This window comes from Nocardia sp. NPDC004722, assembly GCF_053601505.1.
Map to the genome: position 1 here is coordinate 1 of NZ_JBSGBY010000220.1, position 12,174 is coordinate 12,174.

14 protein-coding genes are annotated in these 12,174 nt (G+C 66.6%); 8 read left to right on the forward strand and 6 right to left on the reverse strand.

Going from position 1 to position 12,174, the window contains the following annotated elements; genetic code table 11:
• The 3 genes from ACWELQ_RS21795 to ACWELQ_RS21805 form a co-directional block, all read right to left on the reverse strand.
• Positions 1-333: hypothetical protein (locus ACWELQ_RS21795; RefSeq protein ID WP_452398881.1), on the reverse strand; the 333-nt coding region annotated here is incomplete at its 3' end.
• 1 nt (position 334) lies between these two features.
• Positions 335-2,065, reverse strand: coding sequence for a sodium:solute symporter family protein (locus tag ACWELQ_RS21800; RefSeq protein WP_452398882.1), 1,731 nt, complete (start codon positions 2,063-2,065; stop codon positions 335-337).
• A complete protein-coding gene (locus ACWELQ_RS21805) occupies positions 2,062-2,388 on the reverse strand; it encodes a DUF3311 domain-containing protein (RefSeq protein ID WP_452398883.1) in 327 nt (108 codons plus the stop codon). Before ACWELQ_RS21805 ends, ACWELQ_RS21800 begins: the two co-directional genes overlap by 4 nt.
• A gap of 439 nt (positions 2,389-2,827) precedes the next feature.
• Here ACWELQ_RS21805 and ACWELQ_RS21810 point away from each other — a divergent pair, with 439 nt between their 5' ends.
• The 5 genes from ACWELQ_RS21810 to gcvT all read left to right on the forward strand — a co-directional run bounded on the left by ACWELQ_RS21810 (position 2,828) and on the right by gcvT (position 7,084).
• Positions 2,828-3,502: a hypothetical protein gene (locus tag ACWELQ_RS21810; protein WP_452398884.1), complete on the forward strand. Its 675-nt coding sequence runs from the start codon at positions 2,828-2,830 to the stop codon at positions 3,500-3,502.
• A 2-nt stretch (positions 3,503-3,504) separates the two neighbouring features.
• Positions 3,505-4,644, forward strand: a complete 1,140-nt coding sequence (locus ACWELQ_RS21815; protein ID WP_452398885.1) for an exonuclease domain-containing protein — start codon at positions 3,505-3,507, stop codon at positions 4,642-4,644.
• Positions 4,641-4,814, forward strand: a complete 174-nt coding sequence (locus ACWELQ_RS21820; RefSeq protein WP_452398886.1) for a hypothetical protein — start codon at positions 4,641-4,643, stop codon at positions 4,812-4,814. The genes ACWELQ_RS21815 and ACWELQ_RS21820 overlap by 4 nt, the downstream gene beginning before the upstream one ends.
• 161 nt (positions 4,815-4,975) lie before the next feature.
• Positions 4,976-5,908, forward strand: coding sequence for an alpha/beta hydrolase (locus ACWELQ_RS21825; protein WP_452398887.1), 933 nt, complete (start codon positions 4,976-4,978; stop codon positions 5,906-5,908).
• 75 nt (positions 5,909-5,983) lie between these two features.
• Positions 5,984-7,084: a glycine cleavage system aminomethyltransferase GcvT gene (gene gcvT / locus ACWELQ_RS21830; protein ID WP_452398888.1), complete on the forward strand. Its 1,101-nt coding sequence runs from the start codon at positions 5,984-5,986 to the stop codon at positions 7,082-7,084.
• Positions 7,085-7,168: 84 nt separating this feature from the next.
• Here the strand turns inward: gcvT and ACWELQ_RS21835 are convergent, their stop codons facing one another.
• Positions 7,169-8,008 (reverse strand): hypothetical protein, encoded by an 840-nt coding sequence (locus tag ACWELQ_RS21835; protein ID WP_452398889.1) that lies wholly within the window; start codon positions 8,006-8,008, stop codon positions 7,169-7,171.
• A gap of 104 nt (positions 8,009-8,112) precedes the next feature.
• On the opposite strand from ACWELQ_RS21835, the gene ACWELQ_RS21840 reads away from it, so the two are divergent.
• Together ACWELQ_RS21840 and ACWELQ_RS21845 are read left to right on the forward strand one after the other, a co-directional pair.
• Entirely contained in the window at positions 8,113-9,213 is a 1,101-nt protein-coding gene (locus ACWELQ_RS21840) for a branched-chain amino acid aminotransferase (RefSeq protein WP_452398890.1), read from the forward strand.
• 93 nt (positions 9,214-9,306) lie between these two features.
• Positions 9,307-9,666, forward strand: a complete 360-nt coding sequence (locus ACWELQ_RS21845; protein WP_452398891.1) for a hypothetical protein — start codon at positions 9,307-9,309, stop codon at positions 9,664-9,666.
• On the opposite strand, the gene ACWELQ_RS21850 is transcribed toward ACWELQ_RS21845, so the two are convergent.
• A complete protein-coding gene (locus ACWELQ_RS21850) occupies positions 9,667-10,380 on the reverse strand; it encodes an MBL fold metallo-hydrolase (RefSeq protein WP_452398892.1) in 714 nt (237 codons plus the stop codon).
• Between the two features lie 149 nt (positions 10,381-10,529).
• Here ACWELQ_RS21850 and ACWELQ_RS21855 point away from each other — a divergent pair, with 149 nt between their 5' ends.
• Positions 10,530-11,393 carry a hypothetical protein gene (locus ACWELQ_RS21855; protein ID WP_452398893.1) on the forward strand — a complete coding sequence of 288 codons (864 nt, stop codon included), beginning with the start codon at positions 10,530-10,532 and terminating at the stop codon, positions 11,391-11,393.
• 72 nt (positions 11,394-11,465) lie between these two features.
• Here the strand turns inward: ACWELQ_RS21855 and ACWELQ_RS21860 are convergent.
• Positions 11,466-12,174 (reverse strand): PfkB family carbohydrate kinase (locus ACWELQ_RS21860; RefSeq protein ID WP_452398894.1); only part of this gene is annotated, 709 nt, incomplete at its 5' end.

Below are 12,174 nucleotides of genomic sequence, written 5' to 3' on the forward strand. Positions count from 1 at the left end.
CGGGTCAGGGTCGGCTAACGCGTTCCACAGGCGAGCTCGCTCCGCCTCGAAAACGGCGTTGAGATGCCGTTGATCCTCGAAATCCGATCGGGTGAGATAGAAGTCGGTAATGGCGCGGCCACCCTGATGTAGTGCCCGCATGCGTTCGGCCGAGGCGTGTAATGCCTCGGGTGTATTGATCTCGCGGTTGGAGAGCAGGTCGGCGATTTCGGCGAACCTGTTGCGCCACAGGAGAACCTCATTGGTTCGAATCTCGGCGTCCAATAAGGAAAGGATCGAGGACGTGGCTGCCACGGCCTGTTGACGCCTGCGCTCATGATTGGGATCGCTCATGCTAGATCGCCGTACCGCGGTTGGATGGGGCCGGAATCATGAGCAGTGAGTCCTGCTCGCCGCGGCGGCAGGAGTCCACGAATTCGATTGCACTGTCCGGATTTTGCATGAATCGCTCGTAGGTCGGGGCGTCGAGTTCGTAGTACTCTTCGTAATCCACGACGCCGAGGCTGACCGGAATCGACACGTAGAACCTTCCGGACTGTTCCTCGATCCCGAGCGAGAACCGGTCTTCCCTGGCTACGAAACGGTCGCTGAAGGTCATGCTCTGCCCGGCCGCCGGTAGGCCGTCGGCGAGCGGCGCGGCGGTACCGCCGAGAGCCGAGACCGCAATCGCGACAATGAGATTCGCCGCGAGTGCGAACAGGCCGCCGTTCACGCCCAAGAGCGGGTCGTGGCCGGTGCCGTGGAGCAGCAGCACGACTGCTCCGCCGGTCAGCAGTCCGAGGCCGACGCCCAAGGCGGTCAGGGTGCGCCAGTACAGGCCGACGAGGACGGCTGGAACGAGTTGGGCGATGCCTTCATAAGACAGCACCGACAGGTTGACCAGCAGCTTCGGGTAGAGGACGGCTCCGCCCAAGGCGATCGCGCCGACGAGCAGGCCGATCAGTTGCGAGCCGCGCCGCTGGCGGGCATCCGAGGCCGCGCCGCCGCGCAGGCCGCCGCCGAGAATGGTTCGGCCGCACAGGGTTCCGATGGCGATCAGGAAGACGCTCATCGGGACGATCGCGGACAGCGCACCCGCGATTCCGATCAGCGCGACGACCGGTGCGGGGAGGGAGTCGGTGACGAGGGTGAACAGCGCCAGGTCGGGGTTCTTCAGGGCCGGGGCCGCGAAGAGGGCGGCTGCGCCGATCATGATCGGGACCAGGAGCAGGATTTGGTACCAGGGGAGGAGGATCGAGTTACGGCGCAGCGCATTCGGGGATTTGGCGGACAAGTAGCCCGCCACCGTGGTGGGGAAGACGCAGATGGTCAGTGCGTTCAGGAGGATCGTGGAGACGAACCACGACGCGCCGAAGGTGCCGCCGCCTGCGCCGGGGAAGGTCAACCAGTGGGGTTTGTTGGCGACCAGGCGGTTGAGCAGGTCGGAGGGGCCGTCGAAGTAGTGCCACGGGATGTACACGGCGAGGATGGCGATCGAGAGGACCGCCAGGCTGTCCTTCAGCACGCTCACCCATGCCGAGCCGCGCAGGCCCGACGTCAGGATGAAGGTTTCGGCCACGACGAAGGAGATGACCGCGGCGGTCTTCAGGTTGATCGCGCCGTAGGACATGGCATTGACCACCACACCCATGCCCTGGATCTGCAACTGCACGTACGGCACCAGGAAGATCGTGCAGATGAGCGCGACCGCGATCCCCAAAGGCCGTGAGCGGAAACGATGTTCGGCGATATCCGCGATCGACACCAGGTGATGACGGGCGCAATAGGTCCACAGTGCGGGCGCCACCAGGTACGCCACGGCCAGTCCGGTGCTCAGATACGCGATCAGGTAGAAGATCGGGATGCCGTACCGGTAGGACCACCCCGCAGCCCCGAGGAACGAGAAACTCGTGTAGCTCTCGCCCGCCATCAGTACCAGCACGAAGATCGTGCCGAGCCCGCGTTCGGTGATCGACCACTCCGACATCGACCGCACCCGGCCGCGCGCGGAAAGAATGCCGATGGCCACCGTGGCGACCATGGCGACGGAGAAGAGCGAGACCGCCACGGCCGCATGTCCCGTCATCGTGGGTTCTCGTCTTCGCCGTCGATCGCCCGCTCAGAGCTGTCGCGAGGGGGCGTGGAATTCTCGGATGGCGGTGGTGACGTGGACAGCCTCGCAAATCCCGTTGCTGCCTCCGAGGGATCGTCGGCGGGCACGAATTCTGCTGCGCCCGAACGATAAGCGGGGTCGAGGCGGGCGACCAGCCAGATCAGGGGGCCGGTGAGGATTGTGACGGCGATCAGATAGGTCACCAGGAACGGGACGCCGACGACGCGCGGCTCGATGCGGTTGGCTACCACCGGGGCGAGGCAATAGAGCAGGCCGGGCAGCAGGAGCAGTAGCAACGCCGGGCCACGCTGTCGAAGTGACGGCCCGGCGGTGGGCGGCGCGGATTCCGATTCGGACACGGGTCCTCCGGGTAGTCGCGGATCGCTGTCCTTGCGAACTATTCCACGACAGAGGATCCGGATTGCGGTGCGGCACGCGTGCAGCAGGAGCAGGCATCGGCCGCGGAGGGCTGAGCTCGATCGCCGTCGCCATTGCCCACATCAGGTCGCGCGCGCCCGGTACGGCACTGTCAAAACCGATGAACAGGATGATGCTGGCAGCCCCTCGCTGTGACCGAGAGGATCGCTCCGGCGCGGTGTGCAGATCTGGCGGGAAGTGATCCCGGTTGGTCGGAACTGTTTGGGCGCGTTGGGGATTCGAGAGGGTTCGCGGGAATGTTGTCGGTGGGATGCTCTAACGTAGCGCGGTAACTGTCCGCCACGTCCGTGGAGCGTTATGGCTGCCTCGTTCGATCTGCATTCCGTCGCGGTGCTCGGCAAGGCCGTGGATCGCTTGGTCATTTGGCATGTGAATGTGGGTGCGGCGCTGGGGTTGTCGCGGCTATCGGGCGCTTGGGTGGTGGAGGGTATGCGCCGGGCGGAAGTGGAGAGCCTCACCGCCGGGTTCCCGATTGTGCTCGCCGAGGAAGAAGATATGGCGATTGCATGTGGGGGATCGGTCGGGATCCGTACGGGTGATCATGCTGCGGCGGACATGATTCCGGCCGGCGGCGCTTCGGCCGTACGCGCGGATCAGTATGCGCCGGCCGCTTCGTCGGGCGGCGTGGATGTGATCGCCGCGGCGACGGGGATCGTGGATATCGATAGCACGGTCGAGACTGTTCGCGCTGAGATCGCGTCCGCGGATGCTCGCTTCACCGACCAGGATGTGGCGGGCGGGAAGTACATTCGACCGCTGTGGCCGGTGGTGGTGCCGCCCGGGGAAGTTTCGCTGACGCAGTCTCAGGTTGACGTGACCGACGACCATATTCGGCCGGTGCTCACGCTGGCGCGGGGGCTCGCGGATTTGGCGGATGCGTGGGCGGCGTTCGAGTCGTTGCGACTGGCTCGGGGTTTTTTGGTCGACCTGGGTGGTCCTGTCGCGCGGCCGTTGCCGCTCGTGGTGCGGTGAGTATGGCGGGACTTTCGTTCGCCGCCATTGATGTCGAGACCGCCAATTCCGCGCGGGGGAGTATTTGCGCGGTCGGGGTGACGGTTGTGCGAGAGGGGGAACGGACGGCCAGTGAGTCGTGGTTGTGTCGGCCGCCGGAGGGTCTCGAGTTCTTCGCCTGGCACAACATTCGCGTGCACGGGATCTCGGCGGGGATGGTCGCCGGGCAGCCCGCCTTCGCGGAGCGCTGGCCCGAAGTGGCCGGGCTCGTCGGCGAGTTGCCGGTGATCGCCCACAATGCCGGATTCGACAGCGGGGCTATTCGGGAAGCGTGTGCGCGCAGTGGAATTCACGCACCGTCGTGGGAGTTCAGCTGCAGTTTGGCCTTGGCGCGCAAGCACCTGGATCTCGAGAGCTATCGGCTGCCGAATGTGGCCGCTGCGCTCGGGATCGAATTCACCAACCACCACGATGCCGGTGCCGACGCTGCGGCGGCGGCCGATATCGTGATCGCCCTCGCCGCTCGAACCGGCGCGGATTCCCTTGCGGCACTGGCTCGTATGGCTGGCAGCCCGCGTCGCGCGCAACCGGCTGCGGGCGAGATGCTGCGCGCCGATGCTCGCGCGCCTCGCCGCGCCGGGCGCGGAACGGCTGGATCGCGGCGCGCGGAAACTCGACGATGGGGTGGGGAGAACCGGCCACTCGTCATCGGGGCAGGGGCCGCACAGCCGCCGAACACCGAGTCGCGGCCTCCCGGTGCGACGCCGCAGGCATCGTGGAGAGAGTCCGCGCCGCGCCGATCCTGGTTCGGGCGTGAGGAATTGGTGCTTCCGGAGGTCACGGGCACCGACCCGACGCATCCCCTTTTCGGTGAGATCATCGTTTTCACAGGCGATCTCGCCGCCATGAGTCGGCAGCAGGCGTGGGATGCGATCGCGGCGTGCGGGGCGACACCCGCGCGGAACGTCACCAGGCGCACGACGGGGTTGGTGATCGGTGATGGCTTCCTCGGCCACGATCCCGCCGCATTCACCACGGGCAAGGCGCGGCGGGTCGCTGAACTGCGGTTGCGGGGTCAGCGGATCGAAGTCATGGATGAGACGGCGTTCCTCGCCTGCCTGGGTGACGCGGGTGAGGGGCCGATACCGAGTGGACAGACATGACAGCGTTGCGAGCGGCCGGTGTGAGCCCGCTGAGTCAGGGCTACGGGGTCGTGTACTCGACGCGAACCCAGAAGTTCCTCGATGCGATCCAGTCGAGATTCGACCGTCCACGCATGCCGAGGATTCGCAGCGGCGGTGACGGCTTCGGCCGCGTCGCACCGGCCGTGTGAGAAGCGCTTTATTGCGCGGTCATGATCGGCTCGGTAGAGAGGACAACGGGGTTGGTCGGGATGAGTTCGAGGCGGATATGACGAATACGCGTGGTGCACGCAGAAGGATCGCGGCGGGAATTGCCCTGGTCGCAGCCATTTTCTGGGTGAACCCCGGGTTCGTGTCCGCCGCGGAACCGCCCAATTCCGAGGTGGCCGCCGCTGCGGATGGCTCGCATATCGACCGCGTGAACCCGCGCGATGACCGTCGTTCCACGGTCTCGGTGTATTCGGCGGCGATGAATCGGGCAGTCCAACTGTCCGTCACTCGGGCCGCCGATAGTTCCGTTCCCCGCCCGACGCTGTATCTGCTGAACGGCGCTGAGGACGGCATCGACCAGAACGGCAGCGAGGTGTCCTGGGAGACGAAGACCGATGTGCTCGATTTCCTCGCCGACCAGAACGTGAATGTCGTGAACGTGCTCGACGGTCGCTACACCTACTACACCGATTGGCAGTCCGATGACCCGGTGCTCGGGCGCAACAAGTGGACGACGTTTCTGACCCAGGAACTTCCGCCTCTGATGGACGCTTCCCTCGACGCGTCAGGCCGCAATGCCATTGTCGGCGTATCGATGTCGGCTACGTCCGCACTGTCCCTCGCCGAAGCCGCCCCCGGCCTCTACCAGAGCGTCGGCTCGTTCAGCGGCTGCGCGCAGACCAGCGCCGACCCGGGCCGCCGTTACCTGCAAGCGGTGGTCCTGTCCGGCGGCGGCTTCCCCTGGAACATCTGGGGCCCCGACGACTCCCCGGCCTGGACCGCCAACGACCCCTCCACTCCCGCCAACCTCGAGAAACTTCGCGGCACCGATCTCCACATCGCCGCCGGAACCCGCGCGAATCCGGCCGCGGCAGGCGGTGGCCAGGTCGGCGCATCGAGTACGGCGCTGGAATCCACCGTCGAAACCTGCACCCGCGCACTGCAATCCAGCCTCGAAGACCAGAACATCCCCGCCAGCTTCGACTACCTCCCCGGCGGCGGCCACAACTGGCCCTCGTGGCAGAACGACCTGCACGCCGCCTGGCCCGGCATCGCCCGCAGTCTCGGCCTCTGACCGGGGTCGGTCGGCATCCTCGCATATGGGAGCGGCCGACCCGGTCGCAGAACGGGAACCGATAAGCTGCTTCGGGTGACCGACGAGAAGCTGCTGCAGGGACCTATTCACGCTGTGCATGTCGAGTTGGGGGCCACCTTCGCTCCGTTCGGGGGGTGGGAGATGCCGGTTTCGTACGCGGGCACCGTGGGCGAGCACACGGCCGTGCGCACGACCGTCGGGCTGTTCGATGTCAGCCATCTGGGTAAGGCGACGGTCAAGGGCGCGGGTGCCGCGGCGTTCGTGAACTCGGCGCTGACCAATGATCTGAACCGGATTCGCCCCGGAAAGGCGCAGTACACGCTGTGCTGCACGCCCGAGGGCGGGGTCATCGACGACCTCATCGCCTACTACGTGAGTGACGACGAGATCTTCCTCGTGCCGAACGCGGCGAACACCGCGACCGTGGTGGCCGAGTTGCAGAAGGTCGCGCCCGAGGGCATCACCATCACCGACGAGCATCGCGGGTACGCGGTGTTCGCGGTGCAGGGCCCCCGATCCGCGGAGGTGCTCGCCAAGCTCGGGCTGCCGACCGACATGGAGTACATGGCCTACGCGGACGCCGAGTGGGACGGCCGCCCGGTTCGCGTGTGCCGCACCGGCTACACCGGCGAGCACGGCTACGAACTGCTGCCCCGCTGGGGCGACGCCGAGGCTGTGTTCCGCGCCCTGGTGACCGAGGTCCAGGCCGCCGGAGGCCAGGCCGCCGGTCTCGGCGCGCGCGACACCCTCCGCACCGAGATGGGCTATCCACTGCACGGACACGAACTGTCCCTGGACATTTCGCCCCTGCAGGCCCGCACCGGCTGGGCCGTCGGCTGGAAGAAGCCAGAGTTCTGGGGCAAGTCCGCTTTGGAGGCTGAGAAGGCCGCAGGCCCTCGCCGACTCCTGCTGGGCCTCAAGGCGATCGACAAGGGTGTCCTGCGTCAGGGCCAAACTGTCATGCGCGGTGACGCCCAGGTCGGCGAAACCACCTCGGGCACCTTCTCACCCAGCCTCAAAGTCGGCATCGCCCTCGCCCTCCTCGACACCTCCGCTGGCATCGAGCCCGGCGACGAAGTCGAGGTCGACGTCCGCGGCCGCCGCCTCCGCTGCGAGGTCATCAAGCCCCCGTTCGTCGAAACCCGCACTGCCTGAGTGCTATCGAAGACTGCCTGACGAGCAGTCGTCGCGGCCCACGAACGCTGCCGACGAGCCACCGTGCTCGTCGGCAGCGTTCGTTCAGCCGCACCAGGTGCCGACGACCGGGTTGTCTTGTTTGCAGGTCGCGAGGTCGAGACCGGCGGGGCGCAGGGTGGTGTACATCTTGCTGATGGTGTCGGCGGTGACCGCGCCGTCGACGTCCTTGTCGGCGAAGACGACCATCACCACGAATTGGCCGCTGTTGGCCGGGACGGCGAGCGTGTGGACGATGGTGGTTGCCGGGTGGGAGCAGTCGTTGGGGCCGGGGTTGGCCATGGTCGCGGTTATGTGGGCGGCGGGTTTGCCTTGGATGGTGAGGGTTTCGACGCTGCTGAGTGTGTACGTGGAGTTGGGGCGGTCGTCGTTGAGGCCGCCGACGGTGGCCCAGTTGGTGGCGACGTCCCTGGCCGCGGAGGCCGCGTCGGCGAGTTTGGAGCCGGTTACGCCTGCCATGGCCTTGGAGTGGTGGCCGTCGCAGGACTTCGGGGAGAGTTCGGCTGCGCCGCTCATGACCACGCGTTGGTTGCCGCTCTCGAAGCCGATGATCGTGGAGGGGGTCGGGACTGTCCAGTCCGTCGGGACGTCGTAGACCGCGTTTCGAGTGGTGGAGTACGCCGTCTGCCAGCCGGGCGTCAACGCGGCGATGGTGGGTTTCGGGGCGACGGTCGTCGTGGTGGTCGGCGGGGGAGTGGTGCGGGTCGCGGTGTCCTGGAACCCGTATTGGTCCGCGGGCAGCGCGGTTCCGGTCACCGTGCGCGCGGGCATCATGGCCGCGACCACCAGGATCGCGACCAGTCCCAGCACCACCACGGCGATCAGCGTGATCACCAGGGGCCGGGTGGAGCGAGGCGGCGTCGGCGCAGCGTCTTGCGGGTACACATCGCCCACCCTATCCAGGGGAGTGGACAGCGGTCCGCAACCGGACAGCGTGAGAGGGGGATCCCGCACCCGCGTGTCGAGGGCGGCGAATTAGACTCCAGGTCATGACACTTGCCGCGCAGTTCACCCGTGTCCCGCATCCCGCGCCCGTTCCGGCGCAGCGGCGGCAGGAGATTCTGGCGGAGCCCGGGTTCGGGCGCTTCTTCACCGATCACATGGTGTCGATGGACTACGTGGACGGACAGTGGACCAACGGCCGGGTCGAGCCCTACGCGCCGCTGTCCATGGACCCCGCGACCATGGTCTTCCACTACGGCCAGGCCATCTTCGAGGGTCTGAAGGCGTACCGCCAGGCCGACGGCAGCATCGCCACCTTCCGGGTGGACGCCAATGCCGCGCGGTTCCAGCGGTCGGCGGCGCGCATGGCGATGGCGCAGCTACCGGAGGAACTGTTCATCGAATCCATTCGCCAGCTGCTCGAGGTGGACGCCGACTGGGTGCCCGCGGCAGGCGGCGAGGACGCGCTCTACCTGCGGCCCTTCATGTTCTCCACCGAGGTCGGCCTGGGCGTGAAGCCCGCCGCCGCCTACAAGTACCTGCTCCTCGGCGGCCCGGCGGGCGCGTATTTCCCGCGCGGGCTCAAGCCGGTCAAGGTGTGGCTGTCCACCGAGTTCGTGCGCGCGGCTCCCGGCGGCACCGGCGAGGCCAAGGTGGCGGGCAACTACGCGGCGTCCCTGCTCGCGCAGCAGCAGGCGTCGGAGAAGGGCTGCGACCAGGTTGTCTGGCTGGATGCCTGCGAGCACCGCTACGTCGAGGAGATGGGCACCAACAATCTCTTCTTCGTCTTCGGCAGCGGCTCCGACGCACGCCTGGTGACGCCCGAACTGTCCGGTTCTTTGCTTCCGGGTATCACCCGCGACTCCCTCATCACCCTGGCCGCCGACGCCGGCTATAAGGTCGAGGAACGCAAGATCTCCGTCGACGAATGGCGCAAGGGCGTCGAAACCGGTGAGATCACCGAGGTTTTCGGCTGCGGCACCGCCGCCGTCGTCATCCCCGTCGGCTCGGTCCGCTCCGCCGAGGGCGAATTCACCATCGGCACCGGCGAACCGGGCGAGGTCACGATGGCGTTGCGTGACACCCTCACCGGCATCCAGCGCGGCACCTTCGCCGACAGCCACGGCTGGTTGCGCACCCTGGCCTGAGCGCTACGCGAAACGCGCCCGCCCCGAACAAGTTTCGGGGCGGGCGCGTCGTATGTCGGCTACCTGTCGGTGCTGCGAGTTACCGTGGATTTCGTGAGCTTCGAATTCGTGGTGCTGCCGGTAGGGGCGGCCGCATCACCGGGGGAAGTGCTCGCGTACGTCCGTGCGCAGCAAGGCATTCCGGGTGATGCGGGCCTGAACGAGTACGTGGTCGAGCCCTTGCGGCTCTGGAACAACCGACTAACCGCCAACCAGACCTTTGCTGCCGTGCGCACCCAGGTGGACGGCAGCATCGTCCGGGTGATTCCGGCCGACCGATTCGAGCGGCGCAAGTATCGGGCCAAGGCGCGGCCCGATCTGGCGAACGCGATCCGGATGGTCCTTCAGGTGCTGGTCAAGCCCATCGGATACCAGGTCTACGACGTCGAAGCGCGGGTGCTGCACCGGCCGTGATCAGCTGGGCATGAACATGTGCCACTGGTCCAGCGTCTGCGGCCTCATGACGTAGTTGTGGTCCTTGATGTGGGACAGCGTCGCGCTGGGCTCTTCCGAGTACCAGTGACCCGGGTACACAGTCGGGTTGGACTTCAACTCCGCCAGGTAGCGGAGGCTGCGGAACATGGCGTCGGAGTCGCCGCCGGGGAAGTCGGTGCGGCCGCAGCCGTCTACGAAGAGGGTGTCACCGGCGATCAGACGATCCTCGAACAGGAAGCACTGGCTGCCTGGCGTGTGGCCCGGCGTGTGCAGCAGCTCGATCTCGAAGCTGCCCACAGCGACCTTGTCCCCATGCGCGTGCCCGGTCAATTCACTGGGTGCGATGCCGGTGACGTTCGCGACCCACGGCAACTCCTCGGCATTGACATGCACAGCGACGTCGGTCTTTTCGAGCAGCTCCTTCACGCCGCGCAGCGTGAACCCCATCATCGTGCCGCCGACATGGTCGGGGTGGTGATGAGTGGCCAGTACCCCGGTCAGCCGCATCCCGTCGGCCTCCGCGAGATCGACGAGCTGCCCCGCCTCGTACGCCGGGTCGACAACCACGCACTCACCACTTTCCCGATCCCCGATCAGGTAGGCGAAGTTGCGCATCTGCGTGGCGATGGGATCGCCCACGGCCCAGTCGCGCCCGGCGAGCAACTGGCGAAAGTACAAACGGTCGGAGGCCATACCTCCCAGCGTATTGCGCACGATGCATTCCCCCGCAACCGGCAGGCCCATCGAGCGGGACACAATTGGCGCGATTTGTCCGAAATATGCATTTGACCAGCGGATTTGATGTCGGTGCTCGCTGCTACATTGCCGATATGCCCTCGGTAATGCACGAAGTGCTCATCGACTTGTTCCGGCAACGCCCGGAGCTCGTCGTCGATCTACTGCCGTACGTGACCGACACCCCACTACCCGAATTCGACCATGCCCGACTGGAATCCGGCGACTGCCCAGACATCAACCCCACCGAATATCGGGCCGACATCGTCGTGGTTCTCGCGACCGGGGACAATCCTGAACTTGCGGTGGTGGTGGAGGTCCAGTTGCGCCCGGACCCGGACAAGCGCTGGAGTTGGCCCGTCTATCTCGCCACTCTGCGCGCCCGATTGCGTTGCCCCACCGTGCTACTCGTGATGTGCCCCGACGCCCGTACGACCGCCTACTGTCGAAGACCTATCACTGTCGCACCGGGGTTCATCCTTACACCGGTCGTGATGAGCCCGGAAGACGTGCCGGTGGTCACCGATCCCGCAATCGCGGCGGCGAATCCAGAGTTGGCGATTCTGTCGGCCATCGCGCACCGCAACGATCCCCAGCGAGACGCCATCTTGACAGTGCTGGCCGCCAACGTGGTCGACGCACCGAACGGCGAAATGTACATTGACCTGGTAATGGCCGTCTTGCCACGGGCGGCCCGGCACTTTTTGGAGAGCCTTATGACCGCCGGAACGTACAAGTACAAGAGCGAGTTCGCCCGGCGTTACTTCAGCCAGGGCGAAGCGGAGGGCTTGGCACAAGGCCGGGCCTCGGGCGAGGCCAAGGCGCTGCTGACGATACTTCGGAGTCGAGGGATCAGCGTGGATGAATCGACCGTCGCTCGGGTCCGGGCCTGCACCGATATCGAGCAGCTCGATGTCTGGATCGACCGGGCCGCGACGGCAGGCTCGATCGACGAGGTATTCGGGAGTTGATCTGCAGCGCTCGACGAAATCCGCCCGTCGATCGTCTGATCGGCGGGCGGATTTGTTCGAGCTGGCTGAACCTCAGCGTTTGGTGAGGAGCGGCTCGATTTCGGCCGTCGCCTCGGGGCCGTAGGCGTCGCGGAGGCGCTTGAGGGCGGTGTCGTGGTCGAGGGTCCAGTCTTGGGGGCCAACGGATTCCAGGACCAGGACGGCGATGAGGGAGCCCAGTTGGGCGGAGCGCTCGAGGGAGAGGCCCGCGGACTGGCCGGTGAGGAAGCCGGCGCGGAAGCCGTCGCCGACACCGGTGGGATCGAGTTTGGCGATGTCGGGGACGACGTCGACGTGGAGTTCGGTGCCGTCGCGGTCGACGATTTTCGCGCCCTTGGAGCCGAGGGTGGTGACTCGGATGCCTACGCGCTCACCGATTTCCGCCTCGGACAGGCCGGTCTTCTGCAGCAGGATGCCCCACTCGTATTCGTTGGAGAACAGGTAGTCGGCGCCGTCGATGAGGCGCAGGGCCGTTTCGCCGTCGATGAACGCCAGCTGCTGCGACGGGTCGGCGGCGAAGGGGATGCCCGCGGTGCGGCACTGGTCGGTGTGGCTCAGCATGGCTTCGGGGTCGTCCGCGCCGATCAGGACCAGTTCCAGCTCGCGGCCGAGCTCGGTGATGTCGATGTCGCGGGCCTCGGCCATCGCGCCGGGGTAGAAGGAGGCGATCTGCGCCATGGTCTCGTCGGTGGTGCAGACGAAGCGGGCGGTGTGCAGGTCGGTGGAGACGCGCACGGCCGAG

Excerpts from the sequence above, each read along its gene's own strand:
- ACWELQ_RS21815 (WP_452398885.1), top strand. The coding sequence starts at position 3,505 with ATGGCGGGACTTTCGTTCGCCGCCATTGATGTCGAGACCGCCAATTCC.
- ACWELQ_RS21820 (WP_452398886.1), top strand. The coding sequence starts at position 4,641 with ATGACAGCGTTGCGAGCGGCCGGTGTGAGCCCGCTGAGTCAGGGCTAC.
- ACWELQ_RS21840 (WP_452398890.1), top strand. The coding sequence starts at position 8,113 with ATGACACTTGCCGCGCAGTTCACCCGTGTCCCGCATCCCGCGCCCGTT.
- ACWELQ_RS21810 (WP_452398884.1), top strand. The coding sequence starts at position 2,828 with ATGGCTGCCTCGTTCGATCTGCATTCCGTCGCGGTGCTCGGCAAGGCC.
- ACWELQ_RS21800 (WP_452398882.1), bottom strand. The coding sequence starts at position 2,065 with ATGACGGGACATGCGGCCGTGGCGGTCTCGCTCTTCTCCGTCGCCATG.
- ACWELQ_RS21855 (WP_452398893.1), top strand. The coding sequence starts at position 10,530 with ATGCACGAAGTGCTCATCGACTTGTTCCGGCAACGCCCGGAGCTCGTC.
- ACWELQ_RS21850 (WP_452398892.1), bottom strand. The coding sequence starts at position 10,380 with ATGGCCTCCGACCGTTTGTACTTTCGCCAGTTGCTCGCCGGGCGCGAC.